This window comes from Ulvibacterium marinum, assembly GCF_003626755.1.
Classification (GTDB): domain Bacteria; phylum Bacteroidota; class Bacteroidia; order Flavobacteriales; family Flavobacteriaceae; genus Ulvibacterium; species Ulvibacterium marinum.
Genome location: NZ_RBCJ01000005.1, coordinates 97,068 through 117,904, shown reverse-complemented (window position 1 = coordinate 117,904; position 20,837 = coordinate 97,068). Strand labels below are relative to the sequence as shown.

Genomic DNA, 20,837 nt, shown 5'->3' with positions numbered 1-20,837 from the left:
CTTAATCCTGGTTAACAGGAAGAGTCACCTATGATTTTCCACTCACCGTTGATACGTTTAAGAACGATCATAAAGGTTCCATTGGCATCGCCAACTTCCCGGGTCAAATGATATTCGCCCATTACCCAATAGGCATCTTCACTAATTTTTGAAATATCATGAAGCGTAAACGCAAGTGTTCCGGTATGGGCTTTGGTAGGATACCTTTCTTTATAACCATCCAACATGGCCTGATAGCCGTATCGCATACTGCCGCTCCCAAAGTAAGCTATGGAATCGGATTTTAGATATCCTTCCATAAAACCTTCAATATCATGGTTGGACCACGATTTTGCCTGCGTCTCCAAAAGATTGCGGATAGCGCTAATATCCTCTTTTTCCGAAACTTGGTGCTGACATGAAACTTGAATCAATATGAAGGCTAATACAAATAGATTTTTCATTTTGGTTTGACTTAATACGTTCTTGATTTAAAAATTTGCCCTTCCCCCTAAACAGAACTAATTACAGAACAAGTAAGGGCTATAAATAATAAGGGTTAACTTGTTTTTGACATTTTCCGTTACAAAACTACCAAAACCTACTTTTTTGATATTATCCAGGAAAGGTTTTCTAAAAGTATTGGATATATTAGCGATAAACTAACAATATCTCATATTACCAACCATGAAACTTTACGTGTTATCTCTATTAACCTTGGTTTTTTTTGAAATGTCTACAGGGCAGGCCCAGGAAAAGACCAAGATTATTTTGGATGCGGACACCGCTAATGAGGTAGACGACCCATTTGCCATAGTTCGCGCCTTTGCAGAGCCCACTTGGGAAATTCAGGCGTTGAACGCTACACAATGGCAGGCCAGCCAATGGACTTCGGATCGTAGTATGGAAGAAGGCCACAGGATAAACCAGGTATTGGTGGCTTATTTAAAACCGGAGAATACAAAACTTTTGCGGGGAGGGCACCGAAGAATGTATGATTGGGGGGATATGGCATTGCATTCTGCGGCGACATACAACATTATTAAGGAGGCACATCTTCAGACGGCTGGAGAAAAATTGACCATTGTAGCCCTTGGGGCCCTTACTAATGTTGCCTCAGCTGTTTTTATTGACCCGACCATTAGTTCGAAAATAAAATTATACTGGTTGGGTACCACCTATGACTTTAAGAACAATAGCTCCAAGCGAACCGATTTCAATCCCATGATGGATCCGCAAGCTGCTGAATTACTGTTATCCTCTGAGGTGGAAATGCATATTCTCCCTGTGAGTGAGGTAAATCAGATGAAATCCAAGTTCTCGGAAACCAAAAAACGTTTGGCGGGCAAGCATGACTTGGGAGATTATCTGGTACAACATTGGTTTGATCATGATGATGGGGGAAGGGAAGAACGCGTGCTTTGGGATATTGCCTTGATAGAGGCCATGTTACATCCGGAATGGGTAACCGAAGTAAAAGTGGATGTCTTTGAGAATAAAGAAGTATATCTCTACAAGGATATCGATAAAGAGAAGTTTCTAAACGATTGTTTTGATCGTATTGTTGCCAAGTTGGAAAAACTTTAGTTCAACCCATCTTCCGGTAAGTGACAGGAGAGAAGGCCGTCCGTTCAATTTCAACTACAATACTTTTGGTAAATCAAAGTACAAAAAAATGTGTGGTATGTTCTCAAAAAAAATTTGGATATTAAGTCATACCCATGAAATCTAGCAATAGAACCGGTCTCTGGCTTGGCATACTGTTGTTTTTGGCAATCCTCATTCTACCTACACCGGCCGCACTTTCCTTGGAAGGAAAAAAGATGGGGGCCATCGCCCTGTTAATGATTGTTTGGTGGGTTACCGAAGCTATTCCCATTTATGTTACCGCATTTTTGCCGGTGGTATTGTTTCCCACCCTGGGTATCCTGAATTCTGCTGAGACTACCAAGGTCTACGGTCACGATTATGTGCTTATGCTTTTGGGAGCTTTTATCTTGGCCAAAGGTGTAGAGAAGCAAAATCTTCATAAAAGAATAGCGTTGCGTACCATAGGTCTTTTAGGTACGGGTCAACGGAAGATTATTTTAGGTTTCATGGTGGCCACAGCACTTTTATCCATGTGGATTACAAATATGGCCGTGGTTTTGATCATGTTACCCATTGCTACATCACTAATTGAAAAACAGAAAGAAAATAATGTAGGGAATTTTGGACTGGCACTCCTTTTAGGCATTGCCTATGCCGCCAGTGTTGGAGGAACCGGTACCCTTATCGGGACCCCGCCCAACTTGGTTTTTGCAGGATTAATGGACAAACTATATCCGGATGCACCGGAAATTGGTTTTGTGGACTGGATGAAAATAGCTTTACCGTTGGTTGCTATTTTCATTCCTGTTATTTGGATCTATCTAGTCTCGTTCTTGAAAATCCAAAAGGATGCAAAATTGGCCAATTTCGGTCTTGTCCATGAAATGAATCGCTTAGGGAAAATGAGTAGTGGAGAGAAAAGAGTATTCATTATTTTTTTACTTACTGCCCTGGGTTGGGTTTTTAGAAAAGACTTTATTATCGGTGATTTTGTTCTTTCTGGATGGGGCAGCCTTTTGGGAGTAGCAGATTATGTACATGATAGTACGGTGGCACTTTTTGGCGCTATCCTTTTGTTTTTAATTGGTGATGGGAAAGATGGTAAACTAATGGATTGGAGAACTGCGAGTAGTGTGCCTTGGGGAGTGGCCATGTTCCTGGGAGGTGGCTTGGCCCTGGGTTCCGGATTCAAAAGTACGGGTCTGGCAGAGTGGATGGGCAACTCTTTTTTATTTATGGGCAACCTTCCTGAATTCCTCATCTTATTGGGTATTGTTGCCCTAATTATCTTCATCACGGAGGTAAACTCCAACACGGCTACCGCTACGATATTTCTACCGGTATTAGCGGCAATGGGAGTTGCAGGCAGTATAAATCCACTATTAATCATGGTCCCGGCAACCTTTGCATGCTCGTTTGCGTTTATGATGCCTTCCGGTACAGGTACAAATACCGTTATTTTTGCAAGTGGTCGGATTCGAGTAGCGGATATGGCAAAAACAGGTTTTTGGTTAAACCTAATTTGTATCGTGGTACTTCCGTTGCTGCTATATTATTTTATATTGCCCATTATGGGTATTACCGTCGAACTCCCGATTTGGGCGGAATAAGTAATAGGAATCCGAACCGATGATTAAATAGGCTCAACAATCAGTTTTCAAACTGATCGGGATGCGGATGTTCCCAATCCCCTCGATATGGCCTTTGCAATAGTGCTGTAGCTTCCGGATCGTTGACCACTATTCTTTTTTCGGGATCGTATACCAAGGGTCTTTTCAAATCCATTGCCATATTGGCAAGAATACAGCTGGCCGTGGAGATGTGTCCGTCCAAAACATCTGCCACAGGTAAAGTGCCTTTATCGATGGCCGATAGCCAATCGTTCATATGCCAACGGGTCGCAGGGGCCGCATTCAATTCAATATCTTTTTCGGTAACGTCCTCAGGATATTTTTCTTTCTCGTACAAAACATCAAAGTGTATCGGTTCCCCATCGCCATAGGGAATAAAATCTGCCTGCATGGTACTGCCGGCCAACGTTCCTTTATCCCCATACAATTTAAAAGACCAAGGGTATTCCGGATCTGCCGGGCTACCCCAAGAACGATGCTGCCATACACAGTTAAGACCGTCATATTCGAATACCGCACTTTGGGTATCCGCTATATTGGATTTTCCATCTTTCTGAACATAAATACCTCCAGTAGAGCTAATTTTATTGGGCCATCCCAGATCCAGCATCCAACGGACCGTATCCAACATATGAACACACATGTCTCCCATTATACCATTCCCATATTCCATGAAAGTACGCCACCATCGCTTATGGGGTATGCCATCATACGGACGTAGTGGCGCGGGACCGGTCCACATCTCATAGTCCAAAAAATCAGGAACCTCCTGTACAGGGGGATTACCATTGGCCCTCATATGAAAGTAGCAACACATTTCCACGTGGGATATTTTCCCTAATAGTCCAGCATCTACAACGCGCTTTTTAGCATCGATCAGATGGGGTGTGCTTTTACGTTGGGTACCAATTTGGACCACACGGTTATATTTTCTTGCCGCCGCTACAAGAGCCTCTCCTTCCATTACATCTACACTTATCGGCTTTTGCAAATATACATGGGCACCGGATTTCATAGCTTCAATACCATGTAGTGCGTGCCAGTGATCCGGACTCCCCACAAGGACCAAGTCCAAATCTTTTTTTGCAAGCATCTTTCGATAGTCGGAGTAGAGTTTAGGTTTTTTACCTGATTTCTGGCGTTGACTTACTAATTCGGCAGCCTCTGTAAGCAAGTTGTTGTCCGGATCGCACAGGGAAACCACTTCTACGGGAGCCACTTGGATCAAACGAAAAAGATCGCTCTTTCCATACCATCCCGTTCCTATAAGTCCAACACGGACAGGTTTTTCTTTGTTCATTAAATCAAAACCATAAGCTCCGAAAGAGGAGAGCACCATGGCCGCCGTTGTACCTTTGAGAAATTGTCTTCTTTTAATGTTTGAATCTTTATTTGCCATTGTATCGGTTATCTGTTGGTACTAAAGATATTGAAATCATTTTAGAAAATATAATGTTAACAATTTGTGCTAAATAAGTATATTTAGTAACAATTGTGCTAAACCTTAAGATTATGAAGACCAAACTTTTTATTCTGCTGATTTTTTTGTCAAGTATCCATTTGTCAAAGGCAGAAGTGACGCTTCCCAATATCTTTTCGGACAATATGGTCTTACAGCGAAATGCGGAAGTGGCTTTCTGGGGATGGGGCAATTTGAATGAAGAGGTTACAATTACCACAGGATGGGACCAAAAGCAATATACGGTCAAGACCGCTCTGGATACCAAATGGAAAGTTCTTGTAACCACCCCAGAAGCCGGTGGTCCCTTCACAATTACCATTAAGGGAGATAATGAAATTGTGCTACAAAATATTTTGGTGGGTGAGGTATGGCTTTGTTCCGGACAGTCCAATATGGAATGGAGCGCTACGACCGGTGCAGGGATCGATAATGCCGAAGAAGAGATTAAAAATGCGGATTACCCGAACATCAGATTGCTCACCATTCCCAAACGTACTTCGGAATTTCCACAAGAAAGTGTTCCCGGAAGCTGGGAAGTCTGTACCCCGGATACCATGAAGGATTTTAGTGCCGTGGCATACCTTTTTGCACGTAGGCTTCAAGGGGAATTAAATGTGCCCATAGGTTTAATAGACAATGCTTGGGGCGGTACGCCCGCAGAAGTTTGGACGCCTGTATCCGTATTCGAGAATCATATGGATCTTAAAGAGGCTGCCAAAGCAGTGGAAAATAATAAATGGAGTCCGGGATTTACAGCGGCACTTTACAATGCTATGGTATATCCCATAGTCCCTTTTAGGATAGCGGGTACCATATGGTATCAGGGAGAGTCCAATACGGCAAACTATAGTACCTATGCAAAGCTATTTTCCGAAATGGTAGCTTCATGGAGAAGTGTATGGGGGTATGAGTTTCCATTTTATTATGTACAGATTGCGCCCTATAAATATGGTACCGAAGAAGTGGGTGTATTGATTCGTGATCAGCAGCGAAGGGCCTTAAAAATGATTCCCAATAGTGGAATGGTGGTTACCAGTGATATTGCTACCATAGATGACATTCATCCGCCAAATAAACAGGATGTTGGACTTCGGATGGCAAACATTGCCCTGAAGGAGCATTATAAAGAGATTGAGGGTGTTGTTCATAGTCCGTTATTTAATACAATGAGCATTCAAGGAAAAAAAGTAGAAGTCACTTTTGACAATGCAGAAGGCCTATTTTCCAAAGGGAAAAAGATTACCCATTTTGAAATAGCGGGCGATGACGGCCAATTTTATCCGGCCAAGGCAATTATTAAAAATGATAGGATAATCCTGTCTTCAAAAGAGGTAAAAGTGCCCAATAAGGTCCGCTATGCGTGGAACAATATTGCCGAACCAAACTTGTTTAACGGGGCGGGACTACCAGTTTCCAGTTTTACAAGCGAAAAACAATAGCAGTACGTTAACATATCGTTGTATCTTAAAACGGTATTTTAGCGATTACTATTAGTTGATATCCATGATGCAACGTTTTCATGTAACCTATTTCCTTGTATTTCTATTTGTCATCTTCTCGTGTAAGGAAAAAGCCAAAAAACTATCCTCGGTACATAAGTATACCAACGCCTTGGTCAATGAAACGAGTCCATATTTATTACAGCATGCCCATAACCCCGTAAATTGGCGCCCATGGAGCCAGGAAGCCCTGGACGAAGCCAAAAAGGAAAACAAGTTGGTTTTGGTCAGTATAGGATATTCTTCCTGTCATTGGTGCCATGTTATGGAGGAAGAGACGTTTGAGGATGAAGAGGTGGCTAAAATAATGAACGACAACTTCATTAGTATAAAAGTAGATCGGGAAGAACGCCCCGATATAGACAACATTTACCAAACCTTTGTACGACTTATCGACAGCAACTCAGGATGGCCTTTGAACGTAATTACATTGCCGAACGGGAAACCCTTATACGGGAATACATATCATACAAAAAATCAATGGATGCAAGTCTTGTCCAAAGTCAGCGACATGTATACAAATAATCCGGAGAAGGCTGCCGAATATTCGGATATGGTCGCCCAGGGTATACAAGAGGTCAATTTGATAGCACCGTCAACGGATTTTGAACTATTAAACGAAGATGCCTTGCACAAAAGTGTGGATAGCTGGAAGCCTTTTTGGGATTTGGAATGGGGCGGAGATCAAGGAGAACAAAAATTCATGATTCCGGTAAATCTGGATTTTCTAATGGACTACGCACTTTTGGCCAAGGACGATCTGGTCAAGGCCCATGTAAAAAATACATTGGACAAAATATTATCGGGCGGAATTTATGACCACATCGGAGGAGGGTTTTTTCGCTATAGTACGGATACACGCTGGAAAGTACCGCACTTTGAAAAGATGTTGTATGACAATGCCCAGGCCTTAAGTCTTTATTCAAAGGCCTTTACCGTTTACAAAGAGTTGGAATATAGGGATAAGGTGTTGGAAACCATAGCTTTTTTGGAAAGGGAGATGAAGCATCCGAAAGGGGGATATTATGCCGCTATGGACGCGGATAGTGAGGGAGAAGAAGGGAAATTTTATACATGGGGGAAAGAGGAGCTCCAATCTGTTTTGGATGAAGACTTTGAACTGTTTGCAAAATACTACAATATAAGGGCAGAAGATGCCTGGGAGGAGGATACCTATGTGCTCCATAAGTCGGTGGAGGATGCGGATTTTTCCAAAGAAAATGATATTTCGCGGAACGCTTTGAATTCTGCTAGAAAAAGCTGGAAAGAACAGCTTCTGGAAGCCCGGAAGCAGCGCATACGTCCAGGTTTGGATGATAAGGTCATTACTTCCTGGAACGCCCTTTTGATCAATGGTTTTGTAGATGCATATAAGGCATTTGGTCAGAGGAAACATTTAGAAAAGGCCAAGGCCATATTTAGATTTCTCACGGAAAAAAGTTATCAAAACGGGGAACTTATCCATTCCTATAAGGAAGGTGGAAGGCATATTGGGGGGTTTTTGGAGGATTATGCTTTTTTAGCTGATGCATCACTGAACTTATATGTTGTAACCTTGGAAACTTCATATCTGAATTTTGCTCAGGCCTTATCCGATAAAGTACAGGACCAATTTCTGGATCAAGCTTCGGGAATGTACCACTATAATAAGAATAATGAACTTATCGCTCGGATCATTAAAACGGATGATGGGGTCTTGCCTTCTCCCAATGCGGTAATGGCGCATAATTTGTTTGTTTTGGGGCATCTACTTTACGATACCCGGTTTTTGGAAAAATCAAAATCCATGCTTTCTTCCATGATGCCATCGGTTGGGGAAAGTGCGGCAAGCTATTCCAAATGGAATACGCTGTTGCTACACAACACCTTTCCCTATTACGAAATTGCAGTGGTCGGTAAAAATGCACTTCCTTTGGTAAACAACCTGAATCAAAAATCCATTCCAAATACTTTGGTAGTGGGCAGTCTATCGGAAAGTGACCTTCCTTTATTCAAGGACCGGTATAAAGAGGATGGTACCTTTGTTTATGTATGTCAGAACAGTACCTGTAAACTCCCGGTGAAGACCGTAGATGAAGCCATGGTACAGCTGCGCGACTTCTGATTATTCAAAAAAGACACCCTTGACAAAGTGTTCAAGAGTGCCGTTTACAAACTCAAAAAACTAAACAAATAAAGTGGAATATTTTAATATAATCCCTTGTTCTTTTCAATCAATGTCAGAATATTTTCAACGGAACCATTGGTGCTCAATTTATCTTGCGGGGTATTTTTGCAATAGTCCACCAAAATATCTATAGTGGAGGTGGCCACATGCATCCGTGTATCCGAAGAGGCATAATAAATAAAGACCTTACCATCTTCATTGGCAATCCATCCATTGCAAAATAGGACATTGCCCACATCCCCATAAATTTCCGTATCGTTAGGGGCCATGAAGTATCCCCCGGGTTGATGTATAACCTTGGTAATATCATTTAAATCTGTCATGAACATATAGAGTACGTAACGCAGTCCGGCCGCTGTATTACGTACACCGTGCGCCAGGTGCAACCAACCTTCCTTAGTTTTTAATGGTGATGGCCCTTGACCGTTTTTAAGCTCATAAACCGTATGGTACTGTTTGTTGTTTATGATTACTTCATCTTTTACTTTAGGATAGGTCATCTTCTCAATAAACCCTAGACCTATTCCTCCTCCTGAACCTGTCTCTATAAAACCGTCCTGTGGTCTGGTATAAATAGCGTACTTTCCATTTACAAACTCGGGATGAAGGGTTACGTTGCGTTGTTGTTTGGAATTCGAGATGAGGTCCGGGAGACGTTCCCAATTTTGAAGGTCCTTTGATCGAATGATCCCTGCGTTGGCTATGGCGGCGGAAGTATCGGTTTTCAAGGCATTGGGATCTTTTCGTTCGGAACAAAAAATACCATAGATAAAACCGTCTTCATGCCTAACCAAGCGCATATCATAAGCATTGATGTCCGGATTTGCATTTTGCGGAAGTAAAAAGGGTTTGTCCCAAAATTTGAAATTATCCAGTCCATTGTCACTTTGCGCAAAGGCAAAGAATGATTTTCGGTCATTACCTTCCACTCTCACCATCAAAAGATATTTTCCCTGCCATTTAATAGCTCCGGCATTAAAAGCAGCATTTATACCTATACGTTCCAATCCATGCGGGTTGGTTTGATGACTAAGATCGTATCGCCAATGTATTGGGGTGTGCGCAGCAGTTATAATGGGGTTTTCATATCTGTTGTAAATTCTGTTACCCTCGCTAATGGGCATATTCCTTTTTTGGATAAGCGTTTTGTGATTTTCCATCAAGGCGTTATAGTTCTTGATTTTTTTTGCACTGTTAACGGTTATCATAATTAGTCGGATATTTTAAAGTTGTTGGTCTAATTTGTCCCACCATAGTTTTTTAAGCAAGATTCCACATATGGCCAGAAGACCCAAGCATATCAATAAGGAATAATACTCCCTAAGGATAAGGTACAGGGGTATGATGACCAATAAGGTTTGGGCAATAACGCCCACAGAAACGTTGAACATATCCTTCTTAAAGAGCGTATTCTTTTTGAAATTGGGATCTTTGGCCAAAACCTTGGATTCAATAGGTTTCCAAAAGCCCCAGGGACGTGTTTTCTTATAAAAATCGATAAGCTTAGACTCTTCGGTGGGAGCTCCAGTGTAGGTTCCAATAATACAACCTAACGCGGTAATAACGAGCAACAGTGGAAAAAGATACAATTCCAAGGTTTCGGGGAATATCAAGGGGAAAAGTATGGCTGGGACCAACCCGGATAACATGCCCCAGAAATAGCCTTCTCCATTAAAACGCCACCAGTGCCATTTTAGAATATTGGACACGATATAGCCTCCCCAAAGGGCTGACACAATCCACTGTGTTATGGAATTTACGTCCTTTACATAAAAGCCAAGGACAATACTTACGATTACAACTACAATTCCACTGGCGTAATTCATTCTATTGACCTGCTTTGGCTTGGCATCTTTTTTATAGCGCAAGTAAATATCATTGACCAAATAGGCCTGGGCAGCATTCAATGTCCCTGCAAAAGTGCTCATAAAAGCTGCCAAGAGACCTGCCAATAATAGGCCCATTAATCCAACAGGCACAAATTGGCTAATGGCTGAAGGCAAAATCTGCTCAAAATCAATAACCCCTCCACGCTGTAGGTCCAACTGATCGTAAAAAAGAATGCCTAAGATGCCAAAACCACCTATCATTAGATACCGGGTAGGCATAAGGGCCAAGGAGACAAAACCGCTCATTTTGGCCGCATCCTTGGGCGATTTGGTCGATAGTATCTTTTGCATGTCGTAATTGGGTGCTGGTCCGGCAACACTGGAAAGGATTCCTTTGAACACGCATAGCATGAAGAAAATGGTAAATAAAGAAAAACCATCGGAAGTTATTTTCTCGTTCACCTCGGAAATAATCCCGGTCCAGTCTATGTCCAGGTTCCATCCAAAAAAGGGATCCATCCAACCTTCCGGTACGGTCAGGGTATGCTCTCCCATCGCTACCCATGCGATTACAGCAATGGCAATGGAAGAAATGGTCATTATGGTAAATTGTAAAAGATCGGTCCATACAATTCCGGACATTCCACCCAAAACAGAATAGAAAACCGCGAACAAGGTAAATATCGTACCGTAAAAATGGGGGACAAATTTTGGAGCGATGTCAAAGGGAATATAAGCGCTTACAGCTTCCCAAGGGATAAAGATTTCTACAAACTTCCCCAAACCTATAAATCCATAGGCAAGGAATCCCAAACAACTAACTATGGCGAATAGGACCACTACCGTATGTGACCATTTACCACCTTTCCCTTCTCCAAAACGGAAGAAAATCCATTCCGCTCCCGTAGTGACATTGGACCTTCTTAGCCACGCAGAGAGGTATACCATTAAGAATACTTGATTGAAAACCGGCCATAGCCAAGGGATCCAAATGCTTTTTAGCCCATAAACAAAGGTTAGGGTCACCAGCCACATCGTCCCTGAAATATCGAACATTCCAGAAGCGTTGGACAGGCCCAACATATACCAGGGCAGGGATTTGCCCCCTAGGAGATAATCGTCCTTGCTTTGTTGCGCTTTCTTGCGTAGTACCAGACCTATAATAACGGTGGCCAGGAGATAGGCAAGTATTATTACAATATCTACGCCTTGTAGCATACGTTATTGACGTTTTGTTCGATGAGGGACAGAAAAAGATCGTTAAAACAATAAATCAAAATATTGATTTTTAAAGTATTGACAATTTTAGACGATATTTTTAGGCTAAATCTAATTTCAAATCTAAAAAAATTGTTAATATTGCCCTGATAGGATTTTATCATTTGAATGACTAAATCCGGCAAAATAATAGGATAATTCTTGGAAATTCTAAAAAAAATACATCGCGAGATTACCCCTTTATCCAGTTTGGATAGTTTTTTGGTCTTTGATAGGACCAAGGATTTTTTTGACTTCCCGGTCCATTTCCATCCGGAAATGGAGCTTAACTTTATTTCGGGAGGAAAAGGTGTGCAACGTATAGTTGGGGATAGCATTGAAGAAATAGAAGATATAGAGCTTGTCCTAATCGGCTCTAGTCTATATCATGGGTGGGAACAGCACAAATGCACCCAAAAAGATATTCGTGAGGTTACTATACAGTTTCATGAAGACTTGTTTGATGATGCTTTTTTGAGAAGGACCATAATGAAACCTTTAAAGGACTTGTTCGACCGTTCCTTACATGGTATTTTGTTTTCGGAGGAAACTACTAGGGCCATGGCCCCTAGGATAGTCAAGGTCTCCAAATTGGGCGGGATCGATTATTTTTTGGAACTACTTTCCATATTGTACGATCTTGCTAATTCCAGGAACCAGCGACTACTGTCCACATCGACCATACATCTAGAAAATTTTGAGAATAGCGACAAGATCAAACAACTCTATGAATATATCCAAGAAAACTATCACTCAAAAATAACCTTATCGGAAGTTTCAGAGATGCTCAATATGAGCAATGTTTCCTTTAATCGATTTATTAAGAAAAGAACCGGGAAGACTTTTGTTGAATATTTAAACGATGTCCGGATAGGTTATGCTTCCCGCTGGTTGATCGAAAAGGATTTGAGTATCTCCGAAATCGCTTTTATGTGCGGTTTCAATAGCATTGCAAATTTCAACAGGGTATTCAGAAAAAGTAAAGGTCGTACCCCGACCCAATATCGTCAGGATTTTTCAGGAATCAAACGCGTATTATAATCAATATATGATAATAGAAAATACCCTGAAAATAAAGAATATAGAGCGCATAGCTGTAGAGTTATGGGAATATGGAAGAATACTCGGCTTTTCGTTGTTCACATCAAAGTTTAGTGAATATTCTTTATCATTTTTTGTCTTTTATTTCAATTTTTTCTTCAAACAGGAAATCGTTATTTCATCTTTGGAGAAAAGATGTAACTTATACCACACAAAATTAATTCGTAAACCAATCAGAATAAATACATGATGCAGATTAAAGAATCTTCCGAAGTATATGACGTTATTATCGTAGGTTCGGGAGCAGGTGGCGGAATGGCTACTAAACAGCTGGCAGATGCCGGACTCAATGTTGCGGTTGTTGAAGCTGGTCCATTTTTTGATCCGGCCGATCCAAAGACCATGACCCAGTTGAAATGGCCTTATGAATCACCACGAAGAGGCGCAGGAACGGATAGGGCCTTTGGAGAATGGGATATGGCCTATGGCGGATGGGAGATAGAAGGCGAGCCGTATACCCATGCGGAAGGCACCGAATTTCACTGGTTTCGTTCACATATGCTAGGAGGTCGGACCAATCATTGGGGGCGCATTTCGTTGCGTTTTGGACCAAAGGATTTTAAGGGCAAGACCCGGGACGGGCATGGTGATGACTGGCCCATTGGTTACGAGGATGTTAAACCCTATTATGACAAAGTGGATAAACTGATCGGGGTATTTGGTACCAATGAAGGTCTTGAAAACGATCCCGATGGCTTTTTTCTTCCACCACCAAAGCCTAGGTTACATGAACTCTTTTACATTGAAGGAGCCAAAAAGAGTGGGGTTCCGGTCTATCCCTCCCGAATGTCCATGTTGACCAAAAAAATTAACAATGATCGAGGGGTATGTTTTTATTGTGGACAGTGTGGACGTTCATGTTCGGTGTATGCGGATTTTTCAGCAGGCAGTTGTTTGATCTTCCCTGCACAGAAAAACGGGGGTAAAGTCAAGATTTTTGTAAACTCCGTGGTCCGTGAGGTAACCACAAACGAAGAGGGCAAGGCCACTGGGGTATCCTATATCAGTAAAGACGATAGGAAAGAATATAAACTAAAGGGTAAGGTAGTAGTTCTGGCGGCGTCGGCCTGTAGTTCTGCCCGTATTCTTTTGAATAGTAAAAGTAAACAGCATCCCAATGGTCTTGGCAATAGCAGTGATGTCATGGGCAAATACCTCCACGATTCTACCGGTGCCAGTCGTGCGGGATTTATTCCGGCCTTGATGAACAGAAAGGTGTCCTACAATGAAGACGGGGTAGGAGGTATGCATGTGTACTCACCTTGGTGGGGCGATAATTCCAAATTGGATTTCCCCAGAGGTTACCATATTGAAATTTGGGGCGGTATGGGTCAGCCCAATTATGGGTTTGCCATGAACCCAAATGAATTCAATAAGTTTTTTGGACTTCCAGTAGGAGGCTATGGCGATAGTTTAAGGGAGGATGTTAAAAAGTATTATGGTTCCGTTGTTGGGATGTCCGGCCGTGGAGAAGGTGTTGCCAGAAAGGAAAACTATTGCGAAATAGACCCGACTACGGTGGATCAATTCGGTATTCCCGTTTTAAAGTTCAATTACAAATGGTCGGATTTGGAAGTAAAACAAGCCAAGCACATGCAGGATACCTTTGAGGAGATTTTGCACAATATGGGAGGAGAACCTTTGGGTGATAAACCAGATAAAGACCAAAATTATGGCCTATTGGCCCCTGGAAAAATTATTCACGAAGTTGGTACTACACGTATGGGTGATGATCCAAAGACTTCGGTTACCAATAAATTCCAACAATTGCATGATGTGGACAATGTATTTATAGTAGATGCAGGGCCCTTTGTTTCCCAAGCGGACAAGAACTGTACCTGGACTATTATGGCCTTGTCATGGAGGGCGAGTGATTACATTATTGAGCAATTGAAACAACAAAATATTTAGGCATGGATAGAAGAAAAAGTATACAGACCATTATTCTTGGGGCCGGTGCATCGGCTTTGGCCTTCCATGGCTGCAACACGGAAGGTGGTGCGGTAACAGAAGAAATACCGGCTGCGGGCGACACCAAATATTTTGGTAGAACACCGGAAGAACTGGAGCGTATAGAAAAATTGAATGCGGAACAGTTGTTCAATGATCATGAGATGGAGACCATAGCCATTTTGAGTACGGTGATTTTGCCTCCAAAGGACCCGCATGGCGGCCCTATAGAGGCGAAAGTGCCTGAATTTATTGAATTTATGGGCAAGGATGTTCCAGAAATGCAGAACACCTTGTTGGGCGGTTTAATGTGGTTGGATCATAAAAGCAATACGGAATTCGGTACCGAATTCAAATCGGCCACCTTAGAGCAACAGAAACAGATTTTGGATACCATTTGCTTTCATGATATGGAAGTTCCTTTGGATGAACAACCTCTTGAAATTCAATTCTTCCATTTGATGCGGGCACTTACCATGACGGGATACTATACCTCAAAAGTAGGCATAGCCGATTTAGGATATAAAGGAAACCAGCCCAATGTATGGGATGGCGTTCCCCAAGACGTACTGGACCAGCACGGCGTGGCCTATGACCCGGAATGGATAGCCAAATGTGTAGATCAAAGCAAACGCGGTGTACTAGCTGAATGGGACGATAAGGGTAATCTATTGACATAGTACGAAGCATCCCTTCTTCTAAATTGTTTATCCAGAGAGTACATTCAGCATCTAACGATTCATTATATTGCTATTCGGAAGAGGGCACCATCCCGTAAAACGGGATTCGGAAGGATTTCCAATAATTAAAGACATATGTAAAATGAAACATTTATTGACTTTAGTAGGGATACTGTTTTTTGTTATTCCCGTATCGGCCCAAGAGGTAGGTTTGCAATTATATAGCCTTCGAAACCAGTTTAAGGAAGATGTCCCCGGCACATTGAAAATCATTAAGGGTTGGGGAATAACCAAAATAGAAGGAGGCGGTACCTACGGACTTCCTATGGAAGATTTTAAAAAAATGCTTACCGAGAACAATCTGGATGTAGTAAGTGTGGGCGCAGGCTTTGGGGACTTGGAGAACAACGTGGATAAAGTGATAAAAAATGCAAAGGCTTTTGATGCCAAATATGTAATGTGTGCGTGGGTACCCCATGACGATAACAAATGGGATTTGGAAGAGACCGAGCATGCTACAAAAGTTTTTAATAGAGCCGGTAAAAAGCTAAAGGAACATGGATTAATTTTGGCGTATCATCCCCATGGGTATGAATTTCGGCCTTGGAAAGATGGTACCTTGTTCGACTATATGGCTCAAAATGCTACGGATTACACTTTTGAACTGGATGTATTTTGGGCACACCACGGTGGTGCCGACCCCCTTGCCCTTATGAAAAAATATCCGGATAAATTTACCTTAATGCATTTAAAGGATATGGAACACGGTATAGAAGGAAACAATACCGGACATGAAGACGTGGAAACCAATGTAATTTTAGGCCAGGGCCAAGTGGACATTGCAGGAACTGTGGCAGAAGCCAAAAAACTCGGTATTGAATACATGTTCATAGAAGACGAATCATCCAGGGTGGTTGAACAGGTGCCCCCTAGTCTTGAATATCTAAGGAGCTTGGATGAACCGGAAATTGGGTTGCAAATCTACAGTTTGCGCAATGTGTTCCCAAATGATGTACCCGGCACTTTTGCCAAGATCAAGAGTTGGGGTATACATAATCTGGAGGACGGGAACGATGGTACCTATGGTTATACCATGGAAGAGTACAAAGGAATGTTGGCAAAAAACGATTTGAAAATAGTTAGTGTAAGTGCCCCTTTTGAGGAGCTTCAAAATTCGCCCGAAACCGTAATCAAAAGAGCCAAGGAATATGGAGCCAAATACGCCGTATGTTTTTGGATTCCACATAATGATACCATTTTCACCATCAAGGAAACAAAATTGGCATTGGACGTTTTCAACAAAGCGGGAAAGAAATTGGAAGATGAAGGTATTACGCTTGCCTACCATCCCCATGGTTATGAGTTTCGTCCACATAATGGCGAATTGTTAATGGATTATATGATCAAGAATTCCGACCATTTCGATTTTGAGATGGATGTGTATTGGTTTGCCCATCCAGGTGAGGATCCTGTAGCCTGGTTGCGGAAGTATCCTAAGGAGTTCAAATTGATGCACCTTAAGGATTGTAAAAAGGGAGTTAAGGGAAATCAAAACGGTACATCCGATGTAGAGACCAATGTGGTCTTGGGTACGGGGCAAATTGATATTGAAGCCATTGTAAAAGAGGCTAAAAAAATGGACATCGATTATATGTTCATTGAGGATGAATCATCCCGTTCAGTAGAACAAATATCCCCAAGTTTTGAATATTTGAAGGGCTTAAGGAAGTAGTACCACAGCATAGATGCATATTATTTTGCCCCTTCCTTTTTAAAAAAGGAAGGGCTTTCTATCATAAGGTTAAAAGGTTAATTTCAATCCAACATCAATTGGCTTCAGTATGAAAAAACATTCGGCCCTAGTTTTACTTGCGCTTTTTCTTTTAAACTGCTCAGAAAAGAAAAAAACCATTGCAAACGAAAAGAAGCAAAATCTGCCCAATATTGTTTGGCTGGTGGCTGAAGACCAATCCCCTGAGCGCTTTGCCATGTATGGGGACAGTACCATTTCACTCCCAAATCTGGAGAACTTGGCACAAGATGGAATTACCTTTACCAATGCAGTTGCCCCAGTGCCGGTTTGTGCTCCTGCCCGTAGTTCTATTATCACGGGTATGTACCCGACTACTTTGGGAACCCATAACATGCGGACCCATGCCCCGTGGAAACAGGAAGGCAACGAACCTACAATACGTATCCCGAGTTATTCGCCGATAGTACCCCCGGGCACACGGATGTTTACCGAGTATTTAAGAAAGCAAGGATACTATACGGCCAATGGCCCCAAAGAAGACTACAATTTTGAAAAGACCGATGCGGCCTGGGACGAAAGTAGCAATGAAAGACATTGGCGAAAAAGGAAAGAAGGGCAACCCTTTTTTACCGTATTTAATTTTTCCGTTTGCCATGAATCCGGAATTTGGAAGAAAGGGGACAGTACATTATTTGTTTCACCTGAATCCGTTTCCGTTCCGCCCTATTTTCCGGATACCGAGATTGTTCGTCATGATATTGCGGTAAATTACAGCAATCTTAGACGTATGGATGATCAGGTCGGGGAGATTATCCAAGATCTAAAAGAAGATGGGCTCTATGAGAATAGTATCATTTTCTTTTACGGCGATCATGGCGGGCCTTTCCCGAGGCATAAGCGTGCGTTGTACGATACGGGGCTTAAAGTGCCCTTGGTCATTAAATTTCCAAAAAATAGGGATGCCGGTAGTTTCGATGATCGTTTGATCAGTTTTATTGATTTCGCTCCCACCGTACTTTCCCTGGTAGGAATAGAACCGCCCAAGGTGATGCAGGGCACAGCGCAATTTGGGGAATTTGAGGCCACTGAAAAACCTCAATACACCTTTCATTCCTCAGACCGTTTTGATGAACTGTATGATAGGCTACGTGCCGTACGTTCTGCGAGATATAAGTATATTAAAAGCTTCAACACGGAGTTGCCACATGCCATACCCGTATCCTATCGGGAGCAAATGCCTCTAATGCGGGAACTCAACAAGTTGTATTCGGAAGGCAAGCTAAATGAAGCGCAATCCCTTTGGTTAAAAGCTCCAAAGCCTGAGGAGGAATTATATGATTTACAAAACGACCCCTATGAGTTGAACAACTTGGTGGGCAAAGCTGAATTTAAGGATACTCTGGTCCATCTACGAGGTGTGCTTGAGAATTGGATGAAAGAGACCAATGATTTAGGCCGATATCCTGAAACGGATTTGATTTCCAAGTGGCTGCCTGATGGGGAACAGCTTAAGTTACGCCCATTAGAAGTAGAGGAAAGGAACGATAGTATTCGTTTATTAGCCAAAAAGGCGGACGCTACCATTGTCTGGAAAAAAAATCAGGACTCCATCTGGAATATTTATACAAGCCCATTGCCCAAGACACTATCTTTTGAGGCCAAAGCCGAAAGGATAGGATATAGGGACAGTGAGATTTTAGAATATAACCCTTAATTTTTTATTCAATCCTCTGAAATGGAACGCTCATAATTTAATCTACTAAAAAATTAGTAGAATTACTAAATTATTAGTAGTTTTGATTTGTTAAACTACCACCATGAAAAAACTTACGGAAAAGGAAGATCAGATTATGCAAGTGATATGGCGTCTGGAAAATGCTTTTATTCGTGAGGTAGTCGCGGAACTCCAAGAGCCCAAACCGCATTATAATACCGTTGCTACGTTGATAAAGATTTTAGTGAAGAAAGGCTTTCTAACATCCGAAAAGTTGGGCAATACGGACCGGTACAGAGCTATAATCCCCATGGAGGTCTATCGGCAGGAGCAGATAAAGGGCATAAAGGAAAAATACTTTGGGAATTCGTTACCAAAAATGATGGCACATTTTGCCAAACAGGAAAATCTCTCAGATCAAGAGATAGAGGAACTGATAGGTATTATCAAATCAAAAAATAACAAGCGGTCATGATGGTATTTTTGATAAAGGCATCCCTGGTACTCTTCGTCCTTTGGGCATTCTATAAACTCTTTCTTTCCAAGGAAAGCTTTTTTGGTCTCAATCGCTTTTATTTGGTGGGATGTTTGGTGTTGACCTTCATCGTCCCATTTATAACACTTCCCGAATTGGTAAACCATCAAGGGGTGGTGAACTCCTTTGTGGAAAAGGCCCAAAACACTATTGATCCTATTGCTACAAATGAAAAACCCACTATAGGGGTGGATATGCCCAACCCAAATATCCAAGATGCAGGAGTACAGTTTGTAAACGAGAATGCACCTAAGGACATTAAGAGAGGGTTTTGGTTTTGGGTATTGTTGTTCTATGGATTTGGAGTACTTGTTTTAATGTTTCATTTCATTTTCCAGATATTCGGGGTTTTACGAAAAACTGGAAGGCATGCTGATACAATCCGTGAAGGTAAAACCGTAATCGTTAATTCCGACCGTATTGTTGAACCTTGCTCCTTTTTCAATTTTATATTTATCGACCCCAAGAAGCATGATTATAAAGAATATGAACAGATACTGGCGCATGAGAAAGTCCATGTGTATCAATGGCATTCCATTGATCTATTGTTGGCCGAAATGGCCACTATTGTGTTTTGGTTCAATCCAATAGCATGGTTCTTCCGAAAGGACGTAGAAAAAAACTTGGAATACCTTACTGATAGTTTTGTGTTGCGCACTTCGGAAATACCTCCGCAAGAATATCAAATGAACCTTTTAAACATTGCAACTACCCAAAAACCGCTTTCAATTACATCAAATTATAATCAGTCATTAATCAAAAAACGAATCATCATGATGAACACAAAAAAATCGAACCCGTACAATTATTGGAAGTACACCTTCATAGCACCAGTAGTATTCGCCATACTTTTGGTATTGAACAAACCATTTTCTGCAGTGGCCCAAACCGATGTTTCCGTGGCAACCCAAACCGATGTTTCCACAGCTGTTGATTTTAACTTTGATGTTAATGTTGATGTGGAGGACGGAGATTTACCTGCGCTGTTGCTAGCTGTACGAAAAGGGAATTTGGAAAAAGTGAAAACACTGGTACAACAAGGAGAGGATGTAAATGAGTTTGTGAAGGGCGATGGCACTGCTTTGACCAACGCAATTATCCATGGAAAATTTGAAATTGCGAAATTTTTATTGAACAATGGAGCCGATCCTGATCTTGGGTCGCAGGCGGATGGTCATCCCGTATGGCTGGCCGCTGATGCCGATAATATGGAATTGCTACAACTTTTAGCGGACAAGGGTGCAGATATGAATAAAGATTTCCCTGGCGATGGCAATGCTATGATCCACGCCACGAGTAATGGAAATTTGGCTATGGTAAAGACACTACAAAAAATGGGCGCAGATATTGAAAGGGGTGTTGAAGGCGATGGAAACCCACTAATTATGGCTTCTAAAGGTGGGCACTTGGAAATTGTAAAATATTTGGTGACCGCAGGAGCCAACGTGAACTATGAAATTATGGGAGATGAGACCCCTTTGATCAACGCCTCTGAACAAGGACACCTAGAAGTGGTTAAATTTCTGGTAAAAAATAGTGCCGATGTAAACAAAATTTGCACTGACACCTCTGCCGATCCTCCAAGGGTACGCACCGCCCTAAAAATGGCCCGTAAGAACGGACATAAGGAAGTTGTCGATTATCTATTGGCCAACGGGGGCATTGATAGATGAAAGTTGACACAAATTGC

At 41.9% G+C, this 20,837-nt stretch carries 15 protein-coding genes; 11 read left to right on the top strand and 4 right to left on the bottom strand.

The window, feature by feature from the left end:
• Window positions 1-11: 11 nt before the first annotated feature.
• Window positions 12-443, bottom strand: coding sequence for a YybH family protein (locus D7Z94_RS21895; protein ID WP_120713780.1), 432 nt, complete (start codon window positions 441-443; stop codon window positions 12-14).
• A 223-nt stretch (window positions 444-666) separates the two neighbouring features.
• Here D7Z94_RS21895 and D7Z94_RS21890 point away from each other — a divergent pair, with 223 nt between their 5' ends.
• Together D7Z94_RS21890 and D7Z94_RS21885 are read left to right on the top strand one after the other, a co-directional pair.
• A complete protein-coding gene (locus tag D7Z94_RS21890; RefSeq protein WP_120713779.1) occupies window positions 667-1,566 on the top strand; it encodes a nucleoside hydrolase in 900 nt (299 codons plus the stop codon).
• Window positions 1,567-1,700: 134 nt separating this feature from the next.
• Window positions 1,701-3,179, top strand: a complete 1,479-nt coding sequence (locus D7Z94_RS21885; protein ID WP_120713778.1) for an SLC13 family permease — start codon at window positions 1,701-1,703, stop codon at window positions 3,177-3,179.
• 40 nt (window positions 3,180-3,219) lie between these two features.
• Here D7Z94_RS21885 and D7Z94_RS21880 read toward each other — a convergent pair whose 3' ends face one another.
• A complete protein-coding gene (locus D7Z94_RS21880) occupies window positions 3,220-4,599 on the bottom strand; it encodes a Gfo/Idh/MocA family protein (RefSeq protein WP_120713777.1) in 1,380 nt (459 codons plus the stop codon).
• Between the two features lie 113 nt (window positions 4,600-4,712).
• On the opposite strand from D7Z94_RS21880, the gene D7Z94_RS21875 reads away from it, so the two are divergent.
• The gene (locus D7Z94_RS21875; protein WP_120713776.1) at window positions 4,713-6,101 is read left to right on the top strand and encodes a sialate O-acetylesterase; all 1,389 of its coding nucleotides are present in this window, start codon (window positions 4,713-4,715) and stop codon (window positions 6,099-6,101) included.
• A gap of 64 nt (window positions 6,102-6,165) precedes the next feature.
• On the top strand, window positions 6,166-8,265 hold the full coding sequence (locus D7Z94_RS21870; protein ID WP_120713775.1) for a thioredoxin domain-containing protein: 2,100 nt from the start codon (window positions 6,166-6,168) through the stop codon (window positions 8,263-8,265).
• Between the two features lie 83 nt (window positions 8,266-8,348).
• Here the strand turns inward: D7Z94_RS21870 and D7Z94_RS21865 are convergent, their stop codons facing one another.
• Together D7Z94_RS21865 and D7Z94_RS21860 are read right to left on the bottom strand one after the other, a co-directional pair.
• Window positions 8,349-9,536, bottom strand: a complete 1,188-nt coding sequence (locus D7Z94_RS21865; RefSeq protein ID WP_120713774.1) for a glycoside hydrolase family 130 protein — start codon at window positions 9,534-9,536, stop codon at window positions 8,349-8,351.
• 15 nt (window positions 9,537-9,551) lie between these two features.
• Window positions 9,552-11,375, bottom strand: coding sequence for a sodium:solute symporter family protein (locus D7Z94_RS21860; RefSeq protein WP_120713773.1), 1,824 nt, complete (start codon window positions 11,373-11,375; stop codon window positions 9,552-9,554).
• Window positions 11,376-11,576: 201 nt separating this feature from the next.
• On the opposite strand from D7Z94_RS21860, the gene D7Z94_RS21850 reads away from it, so the two are divergent.
• The 7 genes from D7Z94_RS21850 (at window position 11,577) to D7Z94_RS21815 (ending at window position 20,820) form a co-directional block, all read left to right on the top strand.
• Entirely contained in the window at window positions 11,577-12,455 is an 879-nt protein-coding gene (locus tag D7Z94_RS21850) for a helix-turn-helix domain-containing protein (protein WP_211341840.1), read from the top strand.
• Between the two features lie 249 nt (window positions 12,456-12,704).
• Window positions 12,705-14,426 (top strand): GMC family oxidoreductase, encoded by a 1,722-nt coding sequence (locus tag D7Z94_RS21840; RefSeq protein WP_120714047.1) that lies wholly within the window; start codon window positions 12,705-12,707, stop codon window positions 14,424-14,426.
• Window positions 14,427-14,428: 2 nt separating this feature from the next.
• A complete protein-coding gene (locus tag D7Z94_RS21835) occupies window positions 14,429-15,145 on the top strand; it encodes a gluconate 2-dehydrogenase subunit 3 family protein (RefSeq protein WP_120713770.1) in 717 nt (238 codons plus the stop codon).
• Between the two features lie 142 nt (window positions 15,146-15,287).
• Window positions 15,288-16,877, top strand: coding sequence for a sugar phosphate isomerase/epimerase family protein (locus D7Z94_RS26025; RefSeq protein ID WP_245967278.1), 1,590 nt, complete (start codon window positions 15,288-15,290; stop codon window positions 16,875-16,877).
• A gap of 109 nt (window positions 16,878-16,986) precedes the next feature.
• Entirely contained in the window at window positions 16,987-18,612 is a 1,626-nt protein-coding gene (locus tag D7Z94_RS21825; RefSeq protein ID WP_120713769.1) for a sulfatase family protein, read from the top strand.
• A 103-nt stretch (window positions 18,613-18,715) separates the two neighbouring features.
• Entirely contained in the window at window positions 18,716-19,087 is a 372-nt protein-coding gene (locus D7Z94_RS21820) for a BlaI/MecI/CopY family transcriptional regulator (RefSeq protein WP_120713768.1), read from the top strand.
• The gene (locus D7Z94_RS21815) at window positions 19,084-20,820 is read left to right on the top strand and encodes an ankyrin repeat domain-containing protein (protein WP_120713767.1); all 1,737 of its coding nucleotides are present in this window, start codon (window positions 19,084-19,086) and stop codon (window positions 20,818-20,820) included. The genes D7Z94_RS21820 and D7Z94_RS21815 overlap by 4 nt, the downstream gene beginning before the upstream one ends.
• The last annotated feature ends 17 nt before the right edge of the window (window positions 20,821-20,837 follow it).